The sequence below is a fragment of the Paraburkholderia sp. CNPSo 3272 genome (assembly GCF_024206495.1).
Lineage (GTDB): Bacteria > Pseudomonadota > Gammaproteobacteria > Burkholderiales > Burkholderiaceae > Paraburkholderia.
This window is the reverse complement of the sequence record NZ_JAMBPQ010000066.1, coordinates 1-26,837: the sequence shown is the minus strand read 5'-3', so window position 1 is coordinate 26,837 and position 26,837 is coordinate 1. Positions and strand designations below refer to the sequence as shown.

The window sequence follows — 26,837 nt, the reverse complement described above, 5'->3', positions numbered from 1 at the left end:
TTTCGAGGATCGGACCTTCGTGTCCTCAGGCAGCAAGCCATCGGCCTTCATCTCGCGCACGGCGCGGTGCGAGGCCGCATAGCCGTCAAGCGTGATGATCTTCGGTGGCTGGCCCTGATGTTTGATCGCCTTCCTGAAAAAGGCTTTTGCCGTCTCCACGTCGCGCTTTGCACGGAGCATGAAGTCAACCGTCTGGCCCACCCGATCCACCGCCCGATAAAGATAGACCCACTTGCCGCGCAGCTTGAGTGGAGTAAGAGACAGGGCGTAGTGAGCGGCCCGACTCCGGGAATTGTTTCGAGAAGTTGCCCGGCCTCATCCGTACGATGCATCGCGCGGATGCGTCCCTCCAGTTCAGCTGCCTTGTTGCCCAGTTCGCGTAAGTGCTCCACAAGTAACTGGATCAGAGTCCGGAACTGTTCGCAAAGGTCATGCTCGCGATTAGAAAGGGCTTCGATGACCCTTTGCCCGAGCAGCCGGATGCCCTGCGGCAGGACAATGCCGAACTCGCTCAGCAAGCCGCGGATTTGATTGGCCACTGCCGTACGGGATTTAACCAGCCCGGCACGTGCCCGATGCAGAGAAAGCATCGTCTGTTGCGCCTGCGTCTTGATCGGTACAAAGCGCATGTGCGGTCGATTTACCGCCTCGCAGATTGCCTCAGCATCGGCTGCATCGGTCTTGTTGCTCTTTACGTAAGGTCGAACGAACTGTGGGGCAATCAGGCACGCCGTGTGTCCAAGCTTCGTGAGTTCCCGGCCCCAATAGTGCGAAGACCCGCATGCCTCCATGCCGACCACGCACGGGTCAAGCTTCGCGAAAAACGCCAGTACGTCAGCGCGGCGCAGCTGTTTGCGTACGACGATATGCCCCTGCGAATCGACTCCATGAACCTGGAATAAAGTCTTTGCAAGATCCAGTCCGACAGTGGCTATCTTCATGATGAACGCTCCTTTGCCGTGGAAGTCACGACTTCTCCACATTGGCATATGCCGAGCCCCGAAGGGCGGGAGTCGTCCATCACATCAGAGCCCTCGACGGTTCGCGAACTGGCGACGCACCCGGGCGGCGCGCACGTTTCGACCGGCCAGTTCGCCGAACAGTACGTGCCGACGATGCTGTCGATCACGCAGTTGCGCGACGTGCTGCTCGCGGAAACCCAGGGCAAGCTGCGGCGCCATCTGCGCTCGGCGATGCTGACGCTGGCGGGCGCGATCGTCGCGGTCGTGGTTTTGCTGGGTGCGCTCGCGTGGCTGATCCTGATGTTCCGCCGCGAGGTGGTGCGGCCGTTCGCGCTGGCGGCCCGCGTGATCCGCGCGATCGCGAAGGGCGATCTGGCGGTCGAGATTCCGTCTTCGCATCGCCGCGAGGAAATCGGCGAACTGTTTGAAGCGACGCACGTGCTGCGGCAATACAGTGTCGAGCGTGCGCAGCTCGATACCGAGCGCGGGCAACTGATCCGCGAGCTCGCGACGATGGCCGATACCGATCCGCTGACGCGGCTGTTGAACCGCCGCGCGTTCGAGCGCCGGGCGCGCGCGCTGCTCGACGACACCGGCGTCGCCTCGCAGCGCGTCGCGCTGCTGATGTTCGACGTCGGCCACTTCAAACGCATCAACGACTCCTACGGACACGGCACGGGCGACGAGGCGCTGCGTGTGATCGCGGAACTATGCCGCACCACGCGGCAGTCCGATGTTGTCGCGCGTGTTGTCGCGCGTGTTGGCGGCGAGGAGCTCGCGGTGCTGGTGGCGCTCGACGACGCGCAGTTCCCGGTTGCGGCCGCGCTTGCCGAGCGGCTGCGGCAGCGGATCGGCGAAGCCGTCGTGATTGCGGATTCGGGCGAGACCTGTTGGATCACGGCGAGCTTCGGCATCGCGTTTGCGGCGCCGGGCGACGGGGCACGATCTCACGCACCTCTTCAGGCGTCCCGATCATATGCTCCACAAGGCGAAACTCGCGGGCCGCGACTGCGTGATCGCGGATGTCTATCCCGCGGAAGGCGGGACGTCCACGACGGCGATGACCGAGTAGGGCGCTGCGCTGGCGTTCACCGCTGCGCCTGCTGGGTGTCTTCCGTGCAGGGACGATGCAGTTCCGTAAGGGACAGCATTTCGCGCTGCTCAGACATCAGATGAACGCGGCATATCATCGTGCCGTGCTCAGGAACGTTTCGCCACATGGCATGGTTGGACTGTCCCTATCGCATCCGACAAAGCTATCTAATAAGGATAATTATGTTTCTTCGATAAAGGTAATCCACGCCCGCTTCTTGACAGTGCCGCCACAACCCCTCGTCCTCTCGGGAGCCGCCTCGGCCGCGAACGCAAGGTCATGCTCGTTGGCGAACCCGTGCTTCTACGGCTCACGCCAAATTCGCTTCGCGCCAGACAAAAACTTTGATCAGAGTAAAGTTCTGAAAGCGCTCAACCTGCATTGCGACTACGCATCCGACTAAGCGACATCGCGCGACCACGCGACACATGCGGCATAACCGCTCAGGGCGCGAAGCCAAACTGCGTCGAGTTTCGCAATCAAGTCGCGATTGCATACGCTCTCCTCGCTAACTGCGATACTTGGCTCGTGCTGCCTGTCTCCAAGTACAGAAAACCATGTCATGCCCCTTCCGATGCCGACGCCAAGTGTCTTCAACACCGCTTCCTTTGCTGTCCATACGTCATAAAACGCGTCGGTTCGCCTGTACATCGGCAAAGCGGTCACTTGTGCCTCGTCGCGCGGCGCAAATACCGCTGATGCCAGCTTCCTCCAGTTGATGTCTTTGCGAGCAAATTCGATATCGACACCAACCCTCCGTCGCCGGCCAATTGCGATCAGAGCATACTGTTCCGAATGCGAAACGTTAAAGTCGAGTTGTCCACCGGACCCGCCTTGCATCGACTTATCGAGACGGGGCCGTCCGCCGGTGTCTCGCTCGAAACGCAATTCACTGGCCTCCGAATCTGTTCGTTCCGCGAGCAACTGACGCAGCACGACGCGCGTCACCGCACAACGCAGCGCATCGTCGCGGCGCCGGAAGCGCGCGACCTTCGCACGCTCATCGTCCGAGAGCGGAGCGAATGCGGGACTGTCGAGCATGACGCGAAAATCGAAGCTGACGCAAAATATTTCAATATCTGCTGGGGAGGCACGCGGTGGAGCGAGCTCGTGCACATTGAAAGCCGAAGTTGCAGGGACGATCATCAATTCACTCCGTGAGTGACGGTAACAGGCAGTTCCTGTGCGATTATGCCGCGCGAGGAACAGAGGTGCTCAAGCCCGAGCCGAACTGCCCCGAATGGATGTTACTGGCCAGTTCATCGAATGTGTGTCGGTTTTCAGTCGGAAAAATGGGCGTGCTTTCCCTGAAACAGGTTGTGGATCACGTGCGTTCGTTTAGTCGGCCGATGAAATTCTGTCGAGTCACGAACGGTTTTGCGCACGGGTTGGACCTATCCGTCATTTCGTGGGCGAGGCATATCATGAGAGGTAAAAATCATGGATATGCCGATGAAGAAGCGCACGGTAGCTTCGCAGGCAGCGGCCCGAGGGCCGCTGCCTGCCCTGCCTGAAGGCCTGCTTGACGAACTGGTCAAGGGGCCGATGACGCCCGCCGAGGTCCAGGACCTGATGCTGGCGTTCAACAAGGCCGTCATCGAGCGCGCGATGGGCGCCGAGATGAACAGGCATCTGGGCTACCCGCCGGGGCAGCCCAAGCCCGAAGGCCAGACCAACGAGCGCAACGGCGCCACCGGCAAGACGATCATCACGGATCACGGCCCGCTCAGGGTTGAACTGCCGCGGGACCGCGACGGTAGCTTCGAACCGATCCTGATTCCCAAACATGAGCGTCGTTTCACCGGCTTTGACGAGCGCATCATCGCGATGTACGCGCGTGGCATGAGCGTGCGCGAGATCCAGGCGTTTCTGGCCGAGACCTACGGCACCGAAGTGTCGCCCGATTTCATCAGCTCGGTCACCGACGAGGTGATGGCTGAGACGCTCGCCTGGCAAAGCCGCCCGCTTGAGCCGATGTATCCGGTGGTCTTCTTCGACGCGCTGCGCGTGAAGATCCGTGGCGATGGCGTGGTGAGCAACAAGGCTGTGTATCTGGCCCTGGGCGTCCAGGCCGACGGCCAGCGTGACGTGCTCGGACTGTGGATCGAGCAGACCGAGGGTGCGAAGTTCTGGCTCAAGGTGTTCAACGAACTCAAGACCCGCGGTTGCCAGGACATCCTGATCGCGGTCGTTGATGGGCTCAAGGGACTGGCCGAAGCGATTGGCACCGCTTACCCGCGCACCACCGTGCAGACGTGCATCGTGCACCTGATCCGCAACAGTCTTGAGTACGCCAGCTACAAGGACCGCAAGACGATCGCGGCAGCGCTGCGTCCGATCTATGGCGCGGTGAGCGAGCAGGCCGCGCGGCTTGCCCTGCAGACGTTCACAGACGGTCCCTGGGGAACCAGGTACCCGATGATTGTCCAATGCTGGCAGCGGGCCTGGGAGCACGTCACGCCGTTCTTTGTGTTTCCACCCGAGATTCGGCGGGTTGTGTACACGACCAACGCCATCGAAAGTCTGAACATGCAGCTTCGCAAGATCATCAAGACGCGGGGCCACTTCCCCAATGACGAGGCTGCAATCAAACTACTCTGGCTAGCGCTACGCAACGTGCTGGCCAAGTCGGTACGGGCCACTTTTGACTGGAAATCCGCGATGAACCAGTTTGCCATCCTGTTTGGCGACCGATTCACGACGGCGCGAGGGTAACGTTCTTTTAAACCGCCTCGCCCACAAAAACGCGGACAGGTTCCACGGGTTCAAACGATATCGAGATGAACCCCATGAACATGACACACCAGCGATTGACGACGCCGTCCTCGCGCTCCTCTATTTGACATCGCACGACCACAGCCGGCATTGTCACCCATTGCTCGAGGGGATGTAACGATGTGGATTGACCCTGATCTTTTTGCTGCAGCACCGGAATCCGAGGTGGGCGCTCGGGGCCACCCATGCATCTATGCGGATGCGCTCGTGCAGATGCTGTCCGGCTCAACCGCATGGCGGCACTCGCCCGCCCGCAGTCCGTTCGAATTGCCTGAGATCGAAAACATGGGGATCACTTCGTCCTTACGTTCGATTTACGACAACGCCTATCCGCATCGTCGGCAAAAGAGAGCCTCACGTGATCCGCAAACTGTTCAAGGAAAAGCACATCCAACTACGCACTATTTAGAGGGTAGCTGCATTCCCTCTCGGAAAAGCGTCCCCCGAAGAACGGAGCGTGCGACTTTCACCGCACTCCGCTCGCGCACAGCATTAAGCGTCCCGCTGACGTCGGTCTCGCCGAGTTGCACGAAACCTTCGAAACCTTCGCAAGCGCCTCATCGCTGAGACGAGGGGCGCTGAACCGCACAAGGACGGTCTCGTGAGAAACATTAAAAATACCGCGGATTTTCAGGGGGTTAGGACGGTCGGCGTGATCTCGAAGCCGAGCGCGGACGCGCGGCGCCTGAGCGCGGCGATGCTGCGCTGCTGTTGCTGCTCCTCGTAGCGCTGCTGCCCCTGGTCGACGAAGGCCTCACCACGCGTGAGCATGAAGTACACCATGCGCGCGAGCCTGTGGGCGACGGCCGTATTGGCGCGCGGCTTGTCCATGCGCGCGCACAGGCGCCGGTAGAATGCACCCAGCGCAGAAGCGTTGCGCGACAGACTCATGGCCGCGATCTTGAGCGCCTGGCGCACGCGGTTGGTGGAGCGCCGCGTACGCGCGCTGAGCACCTTGCCGCCGCTGATCTTCGTGCCGGGGCACAGCCCGAGCCATGAGCAGAAGTGCTTGACGTTCGCAAAGCGGCTCAGGTCCGGGCCGATTTCCGAGAGGATCGTCATCACGGTGGTGACCGACAGGCCGTTGATGCGCGTCAGGTCCACACCCGCCCAGCGCGCCAGCGCCGCACGCGCATCGAACTGCGGGGCGTTCTTGCTGCGCCGCTTGCCGGGTCCATCAAGGGGGATGTCGTGACGTCCAAGGGGTACCAGCAGCGCCTCAATCTTCGCGTCGCACTCGAGGATGCGCTGCGCGAGGCTGTCAAACATCGCCAGCGCCTGCTGCAGCACGAACAGGTGTTCCTCGCGCCAGTTGCCCGTCAGCGCGCGGACGATATCTTCTTCGCTGCGCCTGACCGGAGTATGACGATGGCTGGCCAAGGCCTTCGGGTCGCGCTCGCCGGCTACGATTGCACGGATGATCGCCTGGCCAGTCGCACCCATCACATCCGTGAGCACCTCGGTGAGCTGCAGGTTCATCTGCACCAGCGCCTTCTGCATGCGCAGCACCCAGCTGGCCTGCTCGGTGAGCAGTACCTCGCGCTGACGCACCACCGCGCGCACCACCCAGACCTCGTCGCCCGGGCGCCAGGCCGCCCGCAGCAGGCCCAGGCTCATCAGCTTCTGGAGCCATTGGCAGTCGTCCACATCGCTCTTGCAACCCGGAACGTACTTCATCTGTCGCGCGTCGACGAGCCACACTGTCAGCCCGCGCTGCTCCAGCACCTCATGTACGGGTATCCAGAATACGCCGGTCGATTCGAGGGCGACCGTATCAACCCCGCAAGCGAGCAGCCAGTCCGCCATCGCGTGCAGATCGTCGGTCATCGTGCCGAACTCACGCACCTGCTCCTCGTTCGCTGCCTTGGGCACTGCGACCCAGTGACTCGAACCGCCAATATCGATCCCCGCCGCATTCGGAAACACTTCGGGACTGTCTTCGTGCTTGCGCATCGCCATCGCTGACCTCATGATCGTGGGTGGACGGCAGCGCCATGGGATGCGTCGAAATTGACTCGATCTCGTGAACGGGATGCAGCTCGCGCTGCTCACCACTGTCGCCGACGAATCCCGGACCATGCTCTCAAGCGGGCTCACCTGATGGCGTGCCGGCCACAGGTGCGCACCATTGGACGGTCGGTCATTGCGGCGCTGCCGTTCACCTGTTTACCTCATCCCTGTTTCTCCGCGAACGCCGGACCCGGCACGGGATTGAAATGCTCTCAAGCTTCCCCTCGATGAATCTCAAACGCGGAAACGTGGACCTGCGACAACTGCACCAGGCGGAAGTCTGCACCCTTTCGGGTTAGGGCAAAGTTCGAACCCCTATGCAGGCCATTACAGCCCGCCATTCGCTTTCTCCGCGTTCTCATACCCGCTCCACCAACAGCTCTCCTTACGGGTTGCCTGCCATTCCACAATGTTCCGCGAGTTTGGCGGTGAGTCGGGCTTACCACGTTCCCGTTCCTGCCGCCCCGATGTTCTGGGCCTGTCCGGTTAGTGCCTGTCTATTCCTCGGTAGCGCTATGACGACGTGTTCCCGTTGCATCAAAGGGACAACCGGCTACATACCTTTTGGTTTGGGCCTGACAGCCGCTTTGGCCCATTTGATGTCAAGAGGTTTATCAACAGTTCACCTATGTTGCACATACGGAACTTGCCTGGCCTTCACGCCGCACTGCGGCTAGAAGCGTCGTCCCCAATCTCGTCGCCGAGACGGGGTGTCTTGCGAAAAAGACGTTGTTCCCGGAGCTCCACACGCAATCGTTACCAATCACGCATGTCCAGGTAGGCAACTGTTGGTCGCGCAACAGGTCGCAGCATCCGTCGTTCATACTTCAGCGATGGAGGTGCGACAAGACAGAAACGAGCTTTGCTGCCCTGTACTACCTGATGATTCGACACGCTGCGGGCAGCAGCACGTGTCGCACGATGCACTCGTCAGTAAGTTCGTCGCTTTGATCGGCACTCGTCGCGGCAATTCGTGATGTTGCATATCCAACATTGTCAGGTATGCAACACAGCCAATTCCACAAACGATACTTCGCGGAAGATCCCGCAAGCGTTTTGGAGGGTGAGTGCCCATCAATCATCATCCCGACCAGCAATGTGTTGGGAGTTATCTCTCCGGTGTGTCGTGGCGTTGGCTCAACTATTGCATCTGCTGTCGGAGGGAAATTGAAGCGGGAGGTAACGGAGCATGAACACGAAACCAAAGCCTCGGATTCGGAAGAACTGAGGGGCTGGCGCGAGATATAGCGCCGTTACGCGATGCGGGCACTCGGTGGGTTTGGTCTCGCATCTTCATAGCAAGGTGCGGTCTGAGGACGATGTATGCGGGGTCGAATTGTGACGTGCTCGCGCCACCAGCATTTTTCGCGGTTATAGGTACGAATTCTAATTGTAACCAGTGGTCATGGTTGTTGCATTGGGGGTCTCCGTGAAATGCGGCTCAATTTAGTAGAGCAAGTGACACATTCAAGTGAATAGATATCAATATATCGAATACGTGTAGAACGCGAAGAGGATGTGATTTTCGATATCTTAAGCTAGCAAGTTAGCCTGTTATCCAATCCAAGTGCAATGAACCATTCGACGATCATTGCACGGATACTTGGGATGTCGTCCGACCGAGGCAGCTGTTTTAGTATAGGGTCGGTTAGTTCAAGCATTTAGAGACGGTTTCACAACGACTGCTGAACGCGTTGAAGAGTGTTCCAGCAGATCAAGCAACAGCCGAGTTTGAGGAATGCCTCATGAATGTCAGCGCGACGTTCGAAGCGAATACGTAGACGGCGGAAATTATGCAGCCAGGCATGTGTACGTTCGACGACCCATCGGACTTTTCCGAGGCCACTGCCATGCGGGTGGCCGCGCCGCGCGATGCTGGTGGGAATACTGCGTTCGTGGAGAGCGCGTCGGTATTTGTCGTGATCGTAACCCCGGTCGGCATAGACGCAGCAAGGGCGGCTCAAAGGCCGCCCGCGCCTACCGCCGATCGGCACGATGGCCTCGATCAGCGGAACGAGTTGGGTGACGTCGTTACGATTGGCGCCAGTCAGGATTGCCGCGATCGGCGTTCCGTTGGCGTCGGTGGCGAGGTGGTGCTTGGATCCGGGTCGTGCTCGATCGGTGGGGTTCGGGCCAGTTTTTCGCCCGCCCCAACCGCGCGAATCGATGACGAATCCACGATCACGCGCGAGAAGTCGATCTTGTCCACCGCTCGCAATTTCGCCAGAAGCACTGCGTGCAATCGATCCCATACGCCGGCTTGCTGCCAATCGCGTAGCTTGCGCCAGCAACTGACGCCGGAACCGCATCCCATCTCCGCAGGCAAGTCCCGCCACCGGATACCGGTCTTCAGCACGAACAAGATGCCAGTCAGTGCAGCCCGATCCGGCACCGGCTTGCGGCCCGGATACTTGAAGCGGCGTGGCTTCGCTGGTGGTAGCAGTGGCTCGATCAGTGCCCACAGTTCGTCATCGATGATTGGTTTGCCCATCTCCTCGATCCTGTTGTCACGACGATCGAGGTTAACAGGTTGCGTTACGGGTTAACAGCCCCTACGAAGCCTTTTTGAAACCGCTTCTTAGGCGAGTGAGCGAGATTTAAATGAAAACACTATTGGCAGTGGACTACTTTTGTGATGTGGCACGGCGTTATCCGCAACATATAGCAGCAAGGCATGGCAGCGAGTCGGTAACTTATCGGGAGCTTGATGAGCAGTCCAATCGCATCGCAATGGCGCTGACCGAGCGCTGTGGCCGCGAGGCGCCCGTCATCGGCGTGCTGATGGAGCGAGGAATTGATTTATTGGCTGCGATGCTTGCCATTTTTAAGATTCGCGGTACCTATATGCCGCTTGATCGCCAGTATCCAGCGGAACGTTTGGATTACATGCTGGAGAAGAGCAAATGCTGCCTGCTGCTGACCGCCCGTAACTGCTACGAACAGGCGGCGTATTTGCAGGCAACCAAACCGGAACTAGTGCTTCTTGATATTGAAGAAGCGCAAGAATCTCGCGCAGCCTTTGTCGGGCTCAGAGGCAAAGGCAGTGATCTTGCCTACGTCATTTTTACTTCGGGTACCACCGGTAACCCAAAGGGCGTAATGATTGAACAGCGGAGCTTCATCAATCACTTGCACGCTAAAGTCCGCGATCTGGAGATCAGTAGAACTGACCAGGTGGCGCAGACTGCATCGCACTGTTTTGACATTTCTCTGTGGCAGTTTATGGCGGCGCTGCAAGTGGGGGCGTGCACACAGATCATTGATAGAGACGTCGTATGCGATCCGTCGCGGCTGCTGCTTGAGTTGCGCGAATGCCAAGTATCGGTCATTCAATTTGTGCCCTCGCTACTACGCTCGTTTGTGGCCGAAGTCGAATTGATCGATGCACGCGCGCTGCCGGCGCTGCGCAGGATCTCCACCGTCGGGGAGGCATTGCCGCCCGACGTATGCCGACGCTGGCTGGCGATGTACCCGTCTATTCCCATCCTCAACCATTATGGACCAACTGAATGTGCCGACGGTGTCACGCATGCGCTGATCTCTAACTCTCCGGCGGAAGGTCAGGCATTTATGCCAATCGGGAAACCGATAGACAATCTGCAGATCTATGTGGTCAGGCCAGATGCTGCGGCGCTGACGCTTGTTGCGTCAGGTGACGTAGGCGAACTTTGTGTAGCCGGCGTTGGCCTTGCGCGTGGTTACATTAACGACGACGCGCGTACCGAGCAGGCTTTTGTGGCTAACCCTTTCAGCGATAAGCGCGGATATGATCGATTATACAAGACTGGTGATCTCGTGAGGCTGCGTGAGGATGGCTTACTGGAGTGTCTCGGAAGAGCAGATCGCCAGGTCAAGCTGCGTGGTTACCGTATTGAGCTAAACGAAGTGGAAGGTGTGTTGGGGTTACATGCAGCAGTCGAGGCCGCGGCCGTAGTGGTGCATTACCCCGCTGACAATCGGGTGAAACTGACGGCAAGGGAAACACTGACTAGTCTAGGGGAAGCGGAAAGACTTCCGCGCCTCGTGGCCTTCGTCAAGCTTCGAGAGGAGGTTACACGGAGCGCTTTACGCGAACACATGTCGCGTCAGTTGCCTGACTACATGCTGCCTGATCTTTTCTTCGAGATGGCGACATTACCATTAAACGCCAATGGCAAACTTGATTACAAGCAATTGCCTTCCCCGGAAAGTTTGCGTCCTTTGTCCGATGTGAAATATCTGGAGCCCACTGACGGTGTTCAGGTTCGGTTGTGCAGGCTGTTAGCCGAGATACTGCATCTAGACCGGCTGGGGCGAAACGACAACTTTTTGCTGATGGGCGGTGACTCGCTGCGCGCCATGCTTGCGATCAACCGTATTCGGAGCGAATTCGCCTGCGAAGTTTCGGTGGTTGACCTGTACCATTGCTCAATAGATGAGTTAACCGAACTTCTGGCCGAGAAAGAGGGTGGGAATGAGTCGCTTCCCGCCATTGTCGCCAGTCGCCGTGCTGAGGGCGGAGAGGCTCCGGCCAGCCACATTCAAAAACACTTATGGTTTTTGTGGAAGCTTGATCCAACAGCATCCAACTATACCTTGCAAGCGGCGCTCGAATGCTGCGGAGAGCTTGATCGAGATCGCTTTAGTCGGGCTTGGGATGCGGTGGTGCAGTACTTCGACACACTGCGCATTCGATTCGTCGAAAAGAGTGGCAATCCATATTTGACCTTCGATTCACCGCCGAAGGGTAGTTTGCGCTTTATAGACCTTTGCGGCGACCAACCTGCCCCCAGGTTGGCTGAATTGAAGGCGAGCGAGTTTCAACCGTCCTTTGATCTCGCCGCAGGCGCACTGTATCGCGCACTACTAGTACGAGAGAGATCAGACCGGCATGTTGTCATCTTTACCACGCATGAAATCATTATGGACGCGTGGTCGCTTTCGGTGATGGTGCGCAAACTGCGTGAATTTTACAAGGCGGGAGTCAGTTCAGAGGACGGTATCAAAGCCGAAATTTCGTTCGAGGATTTCGCGAAATGGGAGTCTGAGCAGTTTCGATCGGACTGCTGGGCGCGACAGCGCTCGTACTGGGCACAACAGCTGTCGGGTGAGTTGCCGGTGCTGACCCTGCCTTCCGATAAGCCTCGTCCGAGGCGGATGCGTTACACCGGTAAGTCATACGCCATACAAATTCCGGCTCTCGCGGCGTCCAGACTTCGCGAACTTGCGGCGGACAATCGCACCACGCTTTTCAGCGTGTTACTGACGACTTTTTACGCTTTATTGAGAGAGTACAGCGGACAGGACGATATCATCGTCGGCACTCCGAATGTAGTGCGAAAACAGTCAGGTACGGAAAAGCTGTTGGGGTTCTTCCTAAACATGTTGCCGCTAAGGGCGAAGATGGATCCTGACAAGTCATTCATCGAACATCTGGCCACGACGCAGCAAACTGTCATCGGTGCTGACTTCAACGCGGCATATCCATTCAGTCGGATGTTGGAAACAGTTGACGTGGTACGTGGAAGCAATTTTTCCCCCGTATTCCAGGCGATGTTCAACATGTATTCGGAGAAAGCAGAGCTAATTTCTGAGGGGCAGGACGATGTGTCAATTGTCGCACGCGAATTGGAGAACGGTTATACGAAGTACGATCTCACTCTTTACTGTCAGGAAGAGGGGGACGGCATCTACCTGCAGATGTCCTATTGCACTGAGCTGTTCTCCGACGAGCTCGTTTCAAGAATGCTGCTCAACCTGCAGCAAATTATTCAGGTGATCATTGCGGCGCCCGCGGCGCCGCTGGCAGAGCTGGATCTGCGGCACCCAGCTGAAAAGGATTTTCTTAAGCGTTACAACGGAGGACGGCTGGCTTATACAGGCGCTAGTACGCTACGCGAAATGTTCGAAGCGCGTGCCAAAATGTCGCCAGTGGATACTGCTTATTTCTGGGAGCGCGGCCGCATTTCGTATGCTGAGTTGGATGGTGCAGCCAACCGTTTTGCTAACAGACTCGCAGCCGCCGGTGTTGGTGCCGGCGACAGGGTGTTGCTTGGCATTGACCGCGGCATTAACGCGTTGATCGTCATTCTAGCTGCGATCAAGCTGCACGCAACCTACTCGGTGATCGGGGCAAATTATCCGATAAGCCGCATACTTGAGATTGCCAAAGATGTCGCTCCCAATGCCTTCGTTGCCACGCCGTTGCAGCGGGAAGCATTTCGTGACAGAGGGCTGGTTTTACTGCCGTCGGAGGAAGTTGCACACGGCAATGAGGAGACAGATGCCGCCCCTTCGCCATCTTGCTCGCATGAAGTGCTGCAGGTCGTCTACACATCTGGCTCTACGGGAAAACCGAAGGGCGTTGTGGTTCCCGCTACAGCATGCATAAATCGTTTGCACTGGATGTGGGGGCAATTCCCATTTCAGGCAGGTGATGTCTGCGTAGTGCAGAAGTCGGCGGCGCTGGTTGCTAGTCAATGGGAAATCTTCGGGCCACTCTTACAAGGCGTTCCTAGTTTGCTGCTGAGTCAGCAAGAACTGCAAGATCCATTTCTGCTGCTATTGCAGCTAGATCGTTACCGGGTAACGCATCTGCTGTGCTCGCCACCGTTGATCACCGGCATTTTGACGGCACAATTGACAGATGGACGGTCGGTTTCAGATTTGCGGCTGGTCACCTCAAGCGCTGAGGTGTTGCCACCGGAGTTGGCTCGGCGCTTTCTCGAGGCGTTCCCGCAGGCCCGTCTGTTCAACTTCTACGGCTCCTCCGAGTGTAGTTCGAACGCCGCTTGGGGGGAAGTGTGCGAAGTGGGCGCTGATGAACGGACTGTCCCGATCGGTAAGCCGGTGGCCAATGTCGGCATAGCCGTCGTAGATGACAAGTTGCGGCCGGTGGTTCAAGGTGCGGTGGGGGAGATCCTGGTGACGGGTGACTGCCTGGCGAGTGGCTACCATGACAGCAGGGAGTTGACAGCCGAGCGATTTGTTGCTAGTTCGGTGCCAGAGTTGCAGCCTTTCGGAACTGTGGCTTATCGCACTGGCGATTTGGGGCGCCACCGTGACGACGGCCGCCTGGAGTTCCTCGGAAGGCGCGACAACCAAATCAAGATCCATGGCTTGCGTGTTGAACTGGATGAGATTTCTCACGTCTTGGGAAAATGTCCTGGGGTCGAGGAGGCCGCGGTGCATTTGCACCGCGCTGCGGATGGCGAGCCGCTGTTGACTGCCTACGTGGTGGGCACTGAGGCGAAGCTGCCGTCGACAGACGATGGGTTCAGGCAAATGCTCCGTCATTCGCTGTTGCCCCACAGTATTCCCCGTTCATTTGTTCGCTTGCGGGCTTTGCCTAAGCTGCCGGGCGGTAAATTGGACCGTTCCCGCTTGCCGTTGCCACGGCAAACCGCGGTGGGCGTATTCGCGCCGCTGGTCACCACGACCGAGCATGCACTGGCCGCGGTTTGGCAGGAAGTGCTTGGTATGTCGATGATTGGTGCGGACGCGCATTTCTTCTCACTGGGTGGTACCTCTATGCTGAGCGTGCGCTGTGTGGCGCAGGCGGCCAAGATGGACATCCGCTTTTCTGTCAGCGAGTTGTACGATTATCCAGTCTTACGCGAACTGGCTGGGCTGATCGATGCCCGCTCCGGCGAACTGGTGCACCACGATGGCGAAATCGACGGTGGAGTGGAAGTAACGCCTACGATACGCTTCATGAATCGGCGCATGGGTTTAGACGAGCATTTCAACATGTGCGCGATCTGGCAGGACGATAGCTGCCGTTTGGATCCGGCCATATTGGAGTCCGCTATCGTCAGGTTGGCGAAAGACTACCCACTGGTGCGCACCAGGATCTCTCGAGATGACGATGATCTACGCTTCCATACCGGAGTCGGAGCGTTGCATCTGGAGCGAGTTGCATTGGGCTCCTACTCAGAGCTCGGTGATTGCACGCGAGAGGTATCTGGTATCGCTGAGAAAGCGCAATATGCATTCCGGTTCGATGGTCGTACCTGGATGTCGCGTTTCCAATTGATCGAGGCGGAGGTCGGTGGGCGACCGTACAGTTGGATTTTTATCATAATTCATCATTTCCTGGTCGACGGCTATGGGTTCCGGCTCCTGCTGGAGGAAGTAGAACGCTACTATCTGGCTATAGAGCATGGCCAAGCGCCGGTTCCCGCATTCAGTGGCCGCGCGCAGTTGAATCGATGGGTGAAGGCGCTGCGCGAACATGTGAGCGGTTCGTTGGACAGCAACGTTGCTTATTGGCGAAGCCGGCCATGGGAGCTGCTGCGTGAGGATGGTGCAACAGTCCTCGAGGTTGAGCCAGTCGATAGTGGCGCTGATGCCAGCCGCCGCTTGTTCGAGATGCTACATACTGGGCAGATGCACAGTGATGCTGCTTTCGAGACCTTGTGTGCGCGCAAGGGGATTCGCTATCTGGACCTGGATGCGGAATCGACAAAGATTCTGCTTGATCTGCATCCGGACCGGCACGGCTTTGACGCGTTCGACGTCATCCTATGCGCCTTGGCGGAGGTGGCAGGAAAGGGCAACCAGCGACGAGGGCTGTTTCTGGACAACATGGACATGCTGCGCACGCCTTTCCTGCCGGGTCAGGATCTGTCGACGGTTATGGGCTTTACCGCGGAGCTTGTCCCGCTGGCCATCGTTTGTGAGGGGCGACTCAGTGTGGCGGAACGTCTGAAAGCGGTGCGTCGTCAGCGCAATTCGGCACGGATCCATGGCATTGGGCTACGGGCGGCGGCGTATCTGCTGCCGGACGATCAGGCGAAGGCGCTGGTGGATTTCGACTGGCCGCGTGTTGTCGTCAACTATCGCGCTGTGTTAGATAATCTTCGTACGCGCATGCTGCTCGGCCTTGCTCAACCGACGATCTGGACGGGTGATGGGATGGGGCCCAACCGTCATCACACGTTGCGGTTATATATCGATAATGTGGACGGTAAACTTCGTATCCAGATGCATTGTGCGTTGCATTGCTTTTCCGCAGAGGAGGCGAACATGCTGGGACGTCAGTTGCTGCATTGTCTCGCGGCTTATGCCGGATGCCTCAGGGACAATCAGGAAGATGTGGACGCAGCAAGGTTGAAGGACGGGGCCACAGTATGAACACGCCAGCAGTCGCGGCATCACGGATGCAGTCAATGGCCCACGATCGACTGTTGCCACTGATCTTGCGGCTGGCTCTTCCGTCCGTCATTGGCGTCACTGTCAGTGCTGCTTATCAGTTTCTCAACGCGTATTTCGTGGGGCGGCTCGGAACAGCAGCACTCGCGGCGATGGCATTGTCGTTCCCGTTTGCAATGTGCATCACGGCAATAGGCCAGATCTTCGGTGCAGGGGCCGCGTCGTTGATTGCTCGAAGCCTGGGACGTGCCGACGATCACTCTGCCAACGATTATGCATCGCACGCGTTATGGTTGGCGATGGTAATTGCTGGGATTGCGGCTATCGCGGGCTGGCTGGCGGCTCCAAGATTGCTGGCATGGCAAGGCGCTGGACCATCGACTTTGCCACTGGCGGTGGATTATCTTCATTGGCTGCTGCTGGGCTATGTGGCAGTGGTATTCAATATGGTCTGTGGTTTCATCGTGAGAGCGGATGGCAATACCGTGCTCAGCATGACGACCCAAGTTTCATCCTTCGCAATGAACGCGGCACTCGACCCGGTGATGATTTTCTGGTTGGGGCTGGGCATCGAAGGGGCTGGCATCGCAACATTTCTGGCCCAGTTGTGCGGCTTAACCTTGTATTGGCGACATTTTGCGGGCAGGCACGGCGCCATCGTCTTATCATGGCCATCGGTGGGACGCTGCTGGTGCCGGCTGGCGAGCATCGCCCGCATCGGCCTTCCGCCAGCGCTCAATACGCTGCTCGCGGTAGGGGCCATGTCCATGCTCAATGGGTTCGCTGCTCGCTACGGTGAGGCATCGGTGGCGGCGCTAGGTTTGGCCAGCCGCTTGGCGATGCTGGCGGTACTTCCGCTGTATGGACTGTGCAGCGGGGCGCAGTCGGTTGTTGGGTTTAATGTCGGCGCAGGTAACTGGACACGGGTGGCGCAAGCGGTTCGGACTATGGTTGCCGTCGCCCTAACGTTCGCCGGAGTCTATGCCGGCTGCGTCGTGTGGCACGCTAGAACCATCATCGGCTGGTTTGCGCACGAGTCGGCGACGATAGAGATTGGTAGCCGCGCGATCTTACTGTTCCATTGTGCGTTGCCGGTGTTAGGGGTGCAACAAGTCTGCCTGCTTTTCATGCAGGCCAAGGGCGACGCAATCTGGGCAACGCTTGTAGCGGTACTGCGGCATGGCGTGTTTCTGATGCCCCTGATGGCCTTGCTGCAGCAGGCTTATGGGCAAGACGGCCTGTTGTTCTCGGTAGCGGCTGCCGATATGGCAGCGGGTCTTATCGCTAGTGTTATTCTATACAGTGAAATGCGGCAGATCGACAAGGCCTCCCGGCTCTGTCAGGTTAATGGAATGGGGGCGGTAGAATGACATAATGAAGAAGACAAAACCGCTTTATCATGGTCATCGCTTCCTGAGCCTGCGCGACGTCGAGGAGTTGATGCTCGAACTTGGTGTTGTGGTCACTTACGAGACGATCCGCTGCTGGTGCGAGAAGTTCGGCGCTCGATTCGCCAGGTACAACATCCCTGAAATAGCTTTAACTATCTGGATCGAGATACGGGGCCAGCAAACTGACCACCAAGTCAGTGGTTTCGGCAAGCTCGCCGGTGCCAGGCAAGGGCTCCCAGCGGCCGGTGTGGCTGCGAAATGCGCACGTGTAGATGGTGCGGCCGACCTCGGTGAGGCGAGCCACGGTATCGATCGTGTCGTCGCGTTGCATCTGGATGAGCAGGTGCTTGCCGTAGGGCGTGGCAAGAACGACGCAGCCGATGCCGCTGCAATCTGTGAAGCGGTGACTCGCCCGAGCATGCGTTTCGTGCCGCTGAAAGACGAACACCAGCAAGCCACGATCTGCCTCCATCGGACGCGGCAGGGTTTTATCGAGGAACGGACCGCGACCTACAACCGTGCACGTGGCCTGCTCTCCGAATTCGGCGTGGTGCTACCGCAGAGCCCGGAGCGCTTGCGAAGAGAAATCCCGGCTCATCTGGATGCCTTGCCCGGCTGGGCCAGACGATGCATCAGTGATTTGCTTGAGCATGCCAGCAACATCGAAGCCCGGCTCGCTGAATACGACCGCGCAATCAGCGAAATCGCGAGAGACGACGGGCGTAGCCGGCGACTTATGCATTTGCGTGGCATTGGTCCGACCACAGCAAGCGCATTGCTTGCGAGCATCGGCGCTGGACACGACTTCAGAAACGGCCGACAGGTGGCCGCGTGGATCGGCCTCACACCAAGCCAGTACAGCAGCGGGGGCAAGACACGGCTAGGGGGCATCACGAAGACGGGAGATGCATACCTACGCAATCACTGATACTTGGAGCTCGCTCGGTGATGGCGAGTCTGGGCGACAAGCAGGACCGTTTCAGCCGCTGGGTGAGAAGCGTCGTCGAGCGTCGCGGCTACTGGCGAGCAGCGGTCGCAATCGCCGCAAAAAACGCACGCACGGCCTGGGCGATGCTCAAGTACGGCGAAGCCTTTAAACACGAACCGGCGGCTGTATGACACGGCCGCTATGTCCAAACGATCAGGAAGCTAACCGAATCGAAGCAACCATGAGCGGATAGACGATCACTTTGCACTGCCAGCGGTGATGTGAAGCGGGTTGGACCCGCGCAAGGCATACCTGTCAGAGAAACGGGGATTTCTATCCCGTCCAACGAATGAGGTCCTTGCGCGCGTCTTTCATCAGGGTCCGGGCCAACGGCCCATCATGACCGGTTGTAGTACAGCAGTCCTTCACCTTCTCACGCGCGCCGACGTGGCATTGCAGCATGCATCAACAGCGAGCTTCGATTGAGCTTGTGCTCAACGGGGAACCCCTTGTAGTTTCTCTGGGGCGGCTAACCGCCAGGGCAGGCGTGAGTTCCATCACCGCATGCTTGAACCCGATGGGTGTCTGGTGCGATTCGGTTTGCAACCAGCTTGAGAAAACGGATGCGATACCCAACCTTGCAGGCGGCCGTGACAAGATGACGGAAGAAACTTCGGTGAATGGTCATGACGATGAAAATGCCCATCCTCATGACCATTCACCGATGGACAGAGATTTGCGCCTTGACTTCGGCCGGCTAATGGGTGTCGCAATATGGCGGTCTGCTATGCTGCCGGGCCTTAACAGGTTGCTGAAATACCGTTTTGCAGGGTGCTCAGAAGCAGTTTTCATGGGTGGCCTACCCCTTACCGGAGTCGCGCGAGCGCCATGCAGGACTTCCTATGAGGTCGGCAATTTTTTGTGAAGCCCTCCCGGAAGGTATTTCAGCAACCTGTTAATGCGTGACGTGCGTGGCATCGAAGTCATTCAGATGATCGTCAAGGGGCAATTGAACGATGGCGGCGTTGGTCAAACTCCCGCACGGCAGTTCTATTCGCTGGCTGGATAAGTAGTCTATATCGTATTGGGACTTCACTAACCTCTCATTCTTACCGCGACAGAACCAGCTGGGTTTTAAGTTTGTGGGCGGCGGGCACCTTTCGCAGTCGTCGGCTGTCAACAAGGTACTTCCGGGACGGTCAGCGGCCCGGCCAGCCAAAGAACCGGCACTGCGGAAAACGGTTGCAGCCGACGAACGGCCGGCCGCTGGATTTGAGGATTTTCTGGATCAGCAGCCCCTTTCCGCAGTCCGGGCAACGCTCTCCAACCCGACCCCGCGGGGCCGATCGCGTCGATGGCGTCGCCGGCCGCTGACTGACGCCGCGGGGCTGGGCGGCACCCGCTTCCTGAGGCGGCGCGGGCCGTCCGTGTTCATCAGCCTGCGTGTACCCGCACGCGGGCGCGCGCGTACATGTCCAGCGCGCCGGCACCACGTCATCCCAGCGTTGCAGCGGCTTGCGGCACTTCGGGCACAGGTAGATGCCCCGTTTCACTTGCGGTTCGATCATCATGATCGGGCGGTCATGGACTTGGTCACCTTACCACGCGTGGTCAGAGCAGCGACGCTGGGGGCGTGCCGCCACCGGCTTCGCGACCGGGGCGACCGGAATGGGCGGGACTGGCAAGGAGCCTCTGCTATCCCCTTAACCGTCGATCCAGCGTCCGCCAGTCGGCTGGCAGCAGCCCCGGTGTGCGGCACTGCTGTCTCGAGTGCGTCGAGCAAGGTGAAAAGGCCTACAACTGGTTGCGGCAGAATGCGGCAACCAGCCCTGCAAGACGAAGCGAACTATGACGAACCAAACCTAACTGTTTGAAGCCCCGCTGGCCCTGGCACCGTTTGTCCGCAACCCCACATCTCCTACATCCGTCGGCACGATTGGACGAAATGCGTCACACCACACCGAGATGGCCAGGCTCCGTTGGCAGAGTCGTACTTGCATGCAGCGCCAGCGACCTTCAGCCGTACGCCTACCTCGTGCACAGGCTCACCGGATGGCCACCGCGCGAACCTGCTGCGATCTGGTTGAGCGCTTACCGCCTCACATCGCAAAACTCACACCATCGCAGGGCATTGAGTTCGACTGCGGCCGCGCTTGAAACCCTTACCGATCGATGCATATGTGGTGTTGGCTCAACTTTTGCTTTTGCTTTTGCGTTTGCTTTTCGCGGACCATTACGGGTGGATTGAAATGACGACTGAACACGAAATCAAATCTCACGGAGCTGCAGTCACAGCCAGCGTTTTTGCGCGCGCGCCCAGCACGGTTGCGGAGCCTGCGCCTGCTCCGAACCCCCGCACCCTTGTCTGGACGGAATCACGGGGGGACTGCGTACACGCACGAGGAATGGCGCCACCTCGCGTTCGAATGGATCGCGGCAACGTACATCGCGCTCGTCGACCGTGGCTTACTGAGGGTCGTCAAATGAGCGTTCTCAACGCCAGTCGCCGGGTAACGCGGGCCACTGAGAATCAGTGGCCCAAGATTGCCGCGCGCCTGCGGATGAAGTTGCCTGGCGAGAAGGCGCGTATCACGATGGTCGTGACGGCCGCGGGCGAGACGTCATGGAGCCGCGAGGCGGGCGCGAGGCAGTTCTGGACGGCAATGGGCGAACTGCATGGATTCGACTGGACTACGGCTGGGCCCTGCGAGGGCATGCGCGTCGCGTTGTGTCGGGCAACACCTACGGAGGCAGCATGACCTGCATTGTGGCGCTGACGGATGGCAGGAAGGTCTGCATGGGTGCCGATTCGGCCGGAGCGGGTGGTTCGTACATGACGGTGCGCGCCGACCCCAAGATTTATCGGGTGGGGCCGTTCCTGATCGGCTTCACTTCGTCCTTCAGGATGGGGCAGCCTCTGGGCCATAACCTGACCGTCGCGTCGCGCCCTGAAGGCACCGATGTGTTCGTCTTCATGTGCACGACGTTCGTTGAGGCGGTACGCGCGTGCTTTAAGGACACTGACGGGTGCATCAAATAGTGCGCACTTGATCAGGCGGCGTAGCGGACATGCTTTTCCTTGAACAGGGTGCGGATCACGTGCGACTCCTTCTGTCGACGATGCAGATGCCGGCGGACGGTGCCGATCATTTCCGCCTTGCTGGTCGGTCGGCTCTTGCCGAGCGCATTGGTTTTCACATCCTGATTCAGGAGTTCGTCCGGGTTCAGCTCGGGACAATACCCCGGCAGCCGGATCAGGCGCAGACGGTCGGCGTTATCGGCGACGAACTGCCTGACGGCAACGGATCGGTCCACTGGGTGTCCATCGACGATCAGGTAGATCTTACGCGTGGCCTGCCTGAACATGCGTTTCATGAATTCGATGAACGTCGCGTTCCTGAATGTTCCCTCAAAGACCATGAAGCTCAACTCCCCGCGGTTCGTAATGGCCGAGACCATGTTGCAGCCGAAGCGTTGTCCTGTCGCGCGCACCACCGGCGTTTGGCCCTTAAGCGCGAAGCTCGTGCCGCTGATGTGATCACTACGCAAGCCCATTTCGTCACCCCAGTAGATCGTTGCTTTCTCACGCTTCGCCTCTTTCGCGATCTGCGGATAGTCTTCGTTCAGCCAGCGTTCGATCACCGCATCGTTGCGCTCGTACGCTCGCCGCACAGGCCTCTGGGCACTCATGCCCCATGCCTTCAGGTATCGGCCGGCCGTCCACGCCGACACGGTGATGCCATACTCCCGCTCGATCAGTCGCGCCACCGACTCGCGCGTCCACAGGTAAAACGGCAGCGCCAGTTGATCTGGCAGCCGCTCGATGATCAACCTGCGGTCTCACAGCCTGTCGGTGATTCAACCGACCACTTCCCGGCAGGTGGCCTCGCTTGCCAGGTCGCAGCGCCCGCAGGCCGCCGTCACGCGCCAGCTTCATCCATTTGCTTACTGCTCGCAGGCTCACCCCGTAGGTTTTCGCCGCCGCAGTCTGCGTCATGCTGTCACGCACGGCCTGCACCACCATTTTTCTTAGGTCCGCCTGCGTGGCACCGTCCAATTTGCGAGCATCAGTTTTCGTCTTCATGCCCGTATAACGCACAACGCACTATTTGGTGCACTCGTCAGTAACTTCAAGTTTCGCGTCACATTCATCCAGAATCGTCATGCAAAATGCAGAAGTGACCAGGAGAAAAGCATGCAGCAAATCGCGGATTTAATTCGACATTCTATAAGGAACAATCACTTAAAGTCGTATGTATATAGTTATCCTTCGAAAAGATCGTATAAAAGTCTACATAATATCGACATTACGGAAATATGGCACACCGGTGATCGTGGACCAGCTTCAATATATATCCATATACCATTTTGCAGATACAGGTGTACTTATTGTACGTTATTTCTAACGACCCAAGATACAGAGGACATAATACAAAATTATGTTGATAAGATATGTGAACAAATCAAATTTTATGCGAAGTACACAGGAAGGAAGACAGTTGTATCTGTGTATTTTGGTGGCGGAACTCCGACTATTCTAAACGAAAAACAATTCGGAAAGATTTTTTCATCGATTCAACATGGATTCCCGAATATTGCGTCCTCTGCTGAGCTATGTGTCGAAGGTTCTCCCGACTCGATGTCCGAAGAACTCCTCGATTTCTTGAAAAGCCAAGGCGTGAACCGAATCAGTATGGGTATCCAAACTATGGATTCCGCAGAGCTGAAGGCCAGCGGTCGCCCATACCCGGTTTCGACAACAATCTCTGCGGTAGAAAATATCCGAAAGCGTTTCGAAAATTTCAATCTGGATCTGATCTACGGCCTTTCAGGTCAGACCTTCGAAAGCTGGCAAAATTCGCTCCGCCACATCGTTTCATCAGGTCCAATGACTATCTCACTGTATCCTGCAATTAGCCGACCTCTCACAGCGATTCATAAGCAGCAGCGATTGCATCCGGAGCGATACATCGACGACCAGACCAAGTATGCGATCTACGATAGCAATGTCGAGTTCATGCAAATGAATGGATACCGACAAGAGTCCTTCACTAGGTTCACCCGTCTGCCAGAGAATAGCAGCGCGTACGCCCAAGAGACTTCCGACTTTCTCGGCGTTCCGATGATCGGAATTGGAGCAGGCGCAAGAAGCTACAACGGAAAATACCACTACAGCTTCGACTACGCGGTCGACCTCAACGAGGTCGACAAGGCCATTGAAGATTATTTGAACCTCGAAATCACCGAACACAGCATGGTGAGGTACGGGATTGTTCTTGATGCTTACGAAGAGCGCTTGAGATATTTCATCCTCAGCCTTACGCTGAACCAACTTTCTGGGACATACTATTCATCACAGTTTGGCCGGAATCTGTATTCTGATTTTTTGGACGTAATTGATGCACTTGAGGCTGAGGGGTGCATCGAGCCACCGTCCAATGACAAGATTCGATTGACCAGGAAGGGTTACAAATACAGTAATTTGGTCGCGCACCATCTTTTCTCGAACCATGTGAAAACCCTGGAAGAAAGGTATGTTCCACGATGAGCAACAGTGAGCGATTTTGGGAGAAAGGTTATTCGGACGCGAAAGTGTGGACGATGGGCGGACCGAGTGTTGAGGTATTTGAAATTGAACAGTTTCTACCACGAAACTCGACTGTTATAGACATCGGCTGTGGCGAAGGCAGAAATGCGCTCTTTCTTGTCCTCAGGGGACACAAGGTGACCGCCTTGGAACTTTCCTCGAACGCCGTAAAGAAACTTCGCTCGATTGCTGACCGTTATTCTTTGAACATCGATGTGATCGAGGCACGGATCGAGGATTTCGTACCGGATGAAAATTATGATCTAGTTATGGCGCACTCGTCGTTACATTTCGTGACGAAAGACGTGTGGATTCCCTTGCTTCGGGAAATGAGGCAACGGACTAAGCCCGGCGGATTTCACAACTTCACATCGATTATTGGAATTCCTCGCTACCCAGTTCCGCACGAGTGCCGACATGCCAATTCGTTTGACCGAGGCGATCTCGACTCGCAATATGCGGACTGGCAGATTCTTCGTTCCGATTTCTACGCCAAGTGGGATTCCCATCCGGGTATTCCGACGCATGTGCATGCCGTTGAGAAGTTTCTCTCGAGAAAAGCAAACTCGGTCGAGCGGTTCACGTTGACGAAGGTCGATCTTTCGAACAGCGACAATCTTCCTTTAATCTTGTTCGACAGCATACCCCTTGGAGCCGATGCTACCGCAGTCAAGTCGATGGGTGTTCGTCCGAGACACGTCAATCGGATTGAAATGCCAGGGTGGAACATGACGTCTCCTACGGAGCTGACGGGCAACTATGTGGTTGAAGACTGGATTTTTGGGATATACGGACTCCAATTCACACAGAGCATTTTGACGGGTAAATACGAGTATTTTACGTCACCAGTTTCGTTGCGGAACTCTAGTCCATTGAACCAATGAAATTGCACTGATCTAATAGTGCATGGGCAAAATGAATCTTAGTGAAGCTGAGCGCGAAGAACTGATGTCGATGCAGCGCAGCCGGACCATGGCCGTTGGCCGGGTGAGGCGTGCGCGGCTGATATTGCTGCTCGACGAAGGAGCCTCGCGCGGGGCTATCATCAGCGAGCTGCGATGCGATTCGCGATTCATCACAACGTGGCAAACACGCTTTGCCAGTGAGCGTCTTGAGGGTCTGTACGGCAGGCATCCCGGCCGCGCTCCGCGCCGCGATCTGGCGCGCCTTGAAGCGAAAGTGCTCGACTACACGCTGCGACGCAAACTGGCCGATGGTTCGACGCATTGGAGCAGCCGTAAGCTGGCCGCACAGTTGGGCGTGCCCTTACACCCCCACGTATTCGTCATGGCTGAATCAGGTTGAGAACTGGTTTGCCCGCATCCAGCGCGACGTCATTACACGCGGCGTATTCACCAGCACCAAAGATCTCGACAAAAAGCTCATGCGCCACATTCGCTATATAAGAAAAATCTCGTACAGACCGCCTATTTGCACCAGAGCCCCCGCGTGAAGATGGAGCGCTATATCCTCGGAAAAGCGACGGCGTACTTTGCGAAGGGGGCGTGCAGTACGCGTGGATCGAACGGCATAGCCGGCAATGGCCGGTTTCCGTGGCCTGCCAGGCGCTGGGCGTCAGTCCCAGCGGTTATCACAACCGTAAGGCCCGCGACGTTGATCCTGATCGGCCGCGCCGACGCATCAGCAACGATGCGCTGCTGGTCCACATTCGCGCCGACCATGCCGAATCCAAAGGCGAGTACGGCTGGCCGCGCGTGTGGAAAAAGCTGCTTGCGCAAGGCATTCGCGTGAGCAAGGACCGGATTCAGCGGCTGATGAAGCTGCATGGCATCAAGGCGCGCACCAAGCGACGGTTCAAGGCCACTACGGACAGCAAGCACAATCTGCCGCTCGCACCGAACCCTGCTGCAACGGGACTTCTCGCCGGCGAAGCCCGAGATATTCGGAATGGGCAACAGCCGCTGGCTGAACTCGTCGTCGGCCAGTTGCCGGGCCAGGTCGTTGATGAACCCATGGCTACCTTAGGGTTTTCGCGCGCGGTTTCACAAATCCTGTTCACCTGATGTAGGCGCAACGAGAGGCCTACGGTGGTCGCTAATAATGCTACTGCTGCTACAAACAGTTTCGTTTTCATTTATTGTCGCCGGCCCACTTTGCCATGTTTCGCGCATAGGTTATTGGTAAGACTGCGAGCGCATCTACACTCGGACAGTTATCCGTGCAGGTTTCCGATTCGGCTTCCGGAATCGCTTAATCATCGGCTCGATGGCCCGGCTTGTAGGTGTTGCTATCCGCCGTCGCGAGGCCCGGAGAAGTAGCCTCCTTGACCGCCTGACGTAGATCCTATAGCTGAAGCATGGGACGCTTGCGCTGCGGCAATAACGGAAGCAGTGCTGCCTGCCGCCTCCACTATCCCCGCCAAGGCCATGTCTCCGTGAGCCCGCTGCCGATGGTCGTGGCGTAGGTAATCGTGCAAACGAGTGCAATACAATCGCCGAAGCGGCGAGGATTGTCCTCATGATCCAAGACTCCGCTATAAGTGCTGTTACGTTTGATGTTTCCCAATTTTTGGAGCGGGCCGGCTTCCGACGACACTTCTTTCAGAATGCTTCGATTCAAGGCCTCCTGACTCACAGTCGGATCGAACGCCGGAATTCGCGCGTGGCTTCCTTCGCGCGTGTGCTAGCTTCGCGTGCGTCAGGCAGGGCGGCACACCATGCTGTTATAGCGTCGTTGGCAAGCGGTTCCCATTTGCGGCTCTTTTGAATTTGGAGTGGGTGATGCGACTCACGAGGCATGCGGGTTGAAGCCGGAGAAGTCGAGCTTGCCGGCAACGAGAAAGAGGACCGTGCGCATTGTCGTGAAGCGCGTGTAACCGCGAGCCTTTCGCTTGGCCGCTTGAAACAAGCCGTTGATGGCTTCAATGAAGCCGTTGGTCTGGCGGGTCTGAGTCCAGGCGACGATGCCGTCGAAGTGCCGACGTATCAGACGCGCAACG

The 26,837-nt window shown here is 57.7% G+C and carries 14 protein-coding genes and 8 pseudogenes; 13 read left to right on the top strand and 9 right to left on the bottom strand.

The window, feature by feature from the left end; genetic code table 11:
- Window positions 1–249 (bottom strand): annotated as a pseudogene (locus M3I53_RS36525) (DDE-type integrase/transposase/recombinase); the annotation flags it as partial.
- Between the two features lie 59 nt (window positions 250–308).
- A pseudogene (locus tag M3I53_RS36520) lies at window positions 309–941 on the bottom strand (IS110 family transposase); the annotation flags it as partial.
- 18 nt (window positions 942–959) lie between these two features.
- On the opposite strand from M3I53_RS36520, the gene M3I53_RS38540 reads away from it, so the two are divergent.
- Window positions 960–2,138: a GGDEF domain-containing protein gene (locus tag M3I53_RS38540; RefSeq protein ID WP_254320606.1), complete on the top strand. Its 1,179-nt coding sequence runs from the start codon at window positions 960–962 to the stop codon at window positions 2,136–2,138.
- Between the two features lie 316 nt (window positions 2,139–2,454).
- Here the strand turns inward: M3I53_RS38540 and M3I53_RS36510 are convergent, their stop codons facing one another.
- Complete coding sequence (locus M3I53_RS36510; protein ID WP_133191091.1) at window positions 2,455–3,201, bottom strand: 4'-phosphopantetheinyl transferase superfamily protein; 747 nt, start codon at window positions 3,199–3,201, stop codon at window positions 2,455–2,457.
- 300 nt (window positions 3,202–3,501) lie between these two features.
- Here M3I53_RS36510 and M3I53_RS36505 point away from each other — a divergent pair, with 300 nt between their 5' ends.
- Both M3I53_RS36505 and M3I53_RS36500 read left to right on the top strand, forming a co-directional pair.
- Window positions 3,502–4,770, top strand: a complete 1,269-nt coding sequence (locus tag M3I53_RS36505; RefSeq protein WP_254320607.1) for an IS256 family transposase — start codon at window positions 3,502–3,504, stop codon at window positions 4,768–4,770.
- A gap of 159 nt (window positions 4,771–4,929) precedes the next feature.
- A pseudogene (locus M3I53_RS36500) lies at window positions 4,930–5,088 on the top strand (transposase); the annotation flags it as partial.
- 372 nt (window positions 5,089–5,460) lie between these two features.
- Here the strand turns inward: M3I53_RS36500 and M3I53_RS36495 are convergent.
- The gene (locus tag M3I53_RS36495) at window positions 5,461–6,789 is read right to left on the bottom strand and encodes an IS110 family transposase (RefSeq protein WP_254320605.1); all 1,329 of its coding nucleotides are present in this window, start codon (window positions 6,787–6,789) and stop codon (window positions 5,461–5,463) included.
- A 1,724-nt stretch (window positions 6,790–8,513) separates the two neighbouring features.
- Window positions 8,514–9,331, bottom strand: a protein-coding gene (locus M3I53_RS36490) for an IS5 family transposase (protein ID WP_254320604.1) whose coding sequence is annotated in 2 segments (ribosomal slippage) — window positions 8,514–8,983 and window positions 8,983–9,331 — 819 coding nt in all. Because the reading frame shifts where the segments join, the coding sequence is not laid out codon by codon here.
- Between the two features lie 110 nt (window positions 9,332–9,441).
- Here M3I53_RS36490 and M3I53_RS36485 point away from each other — a divergent pair.
- The 4 genes and pseudogenes from M3I53_RS36485 to M3I53_RS36470 form a co-directional block, all read left to right on the top strand.
- Window positions 9,442–15,954 (top strand): non-ribosomal peptide synthetase, encoded by a 6,513-nt coding sequence (locus M3I53_RS36485; protein WP_254320603.1) that lies wholly within the window; start codon window positions 9,442–9,444, stop codon window positions 15,952–15,954.
- Between the two features lie 35 nt (window positions 15,955–15,989).
- Entirely contained in the window at window positions 15,990–17,342 is a 1,353-nt protein-coding gene (locus M3I53_RS36480) for an MATE family efflux transporter (RefSeq protein ID WP_254320602.1), read from the top strand.
- Window positions 17,343–17,448: 106 nt separating this feature from the next.
- Window positions 17,449–18,482: pseudogene (locus tag M3I53_RS36475) on the top strand (IS110 family transposase).
- 782 nt (window positions 18,483–19,264) lie between these two features.
- Window positions 19,265–19,360: pseudogene (locus tag M3I53_RS36470) on the top strand (IS6 family transposase); the annotation flags it as partial.
- Window positions 19,361–19,490: 130 nt separating this feature from the next.
- Here the strand turns inward: M3I53_RS36470 and M3I53_RS36465 are convergent.
- Window positions 19,491–19,862 carry a topoisomerase DNA-binding C4 zinc finger domain-containing protein gene (locus M3I53_RS36465; RefSeq protein WP_254320601.1) on the bottom strand — a complete coding sequence of 124 codons (372 nt, stop codon included), beginning with the start codon at window positions 19,860–19,862 and terminating at the stop codon, window positions 19,491–19,493.
- A gap of 912 nt (window positions 19,863–20,774) precedes the next feature.
- Here M3I53_RS36465 and M3I53_RS36460 point away from each other — a divergent pair.
- Window positions 20,775–21,050 carry a hypothetical protein gene (locus M3I53_RS36460; protein ID WP_254320600.1) on the top strand — a complete coding sequence of 92 codons (276 nt, stop codon included), beginning with the start codon at window positions 20,775–20,777 and terminating at the stop codon, window positions 21,048–21,050.
- Window positions 21,047–21,331, top strand: coding sequence for a hypothetical protein (locus M3I53_RS36455; protein WP_254320599.1), 285 nt, complete (start codon window positions 21,047–21,049; stop codon window positions 21,329–21,331). The genes M3I53_RS36460 and M3I53_RS36455 overlap by 4 nt, the downstream gene beginning before the upstream one ends.
- A gap of 11 nt (window positions 21,332–21,342) precedes the next feature.
- Here the strand turns inward: M3I53_RS36455 and M3I53_RS36450 are convergent, their stop codons facing one another.
- The gene (locus tag M3I53_RS36450; protein WP_254320598.1) at window positions 21,343–22,122 is read right to left on the bottom strand and encodes an IS630 family transposase; all 780 of its coding nucleotides are present in this window, start codon (window positions 22,120–22,122) and stop codon (window positions 21,343–21,345) included.
- An 88-nt stretch (window positions 22,123–22,210) separates the two neighbouring features.
- Window positions 22,211–22,288 (bottom strand): annotated as a pseudogene (locus tag M3I53_RS36445) (hypothetical protein); the annotation flags it as partial.
- 198 nt (window positions 22,289–22,486) lie between these two features.
- Here M3I53_RS36445 and M3I53_RS36440 point away from each other — a divergent pair.
- From M3I53_RS36440 to M3I53_RS36425, 4 genes and pseudogenes are all read left to right on the top strand, one after another.
- Window positions 22,487–23,839: an STM4012 family radical SAM protein gene (locus M3I53_RS36440; RefSeq protein WP_254320597.1), complete on the top strand. Its 1,353-nt coding sequence runs from the start codon at window positions 22,487–22,489 to the stop codon at window positions 23,837–23,839.
- Entirely contained in the window at window positions 23,836–24,762 is a 927-nt protein-coding gene (locus tag M3I53_RS36435; RefSeq protein WP_254320596.1) for a class I SAM-dependent methyltransferase, read from the top strand. The genes M3I53_RS36440 and M3I53_RS36435 overlap by 4 nt, the downstream gene beginning before the upstream one ends.
- A gap of 22 nt (window positions 24,763–24,784) precedes the next feature.
- Window positions 24,785–25,331: pseudogene (locus M3I53_RS36430) on the top strand (helix-turn-helix domain-containing protein).
- Window positions 25,325–25,777: pseudogene (locus tag M3I53_RS36425) on the top strand (IS3 family transposase); the annotation flags it as partial. The pseudogenes M3I53_RS36430 and M3I53_RS36425, both read left to right, overlap by 7 nt.
- A gap of 849 nt (window positions 25,778–26,626) precedes the next feature.
- Here M3I53_RS36425 and M3I53_RS36420 read toward each other — a convergent pair.
- Window positions 26,627–26,837, bottom strand: a 211-nt coding sequence (locus tag M3I53_RS36420) for a transposase (RefSeq protein WP_254318699.1), incomplete at its 5' end; no start/stop codon positions are given.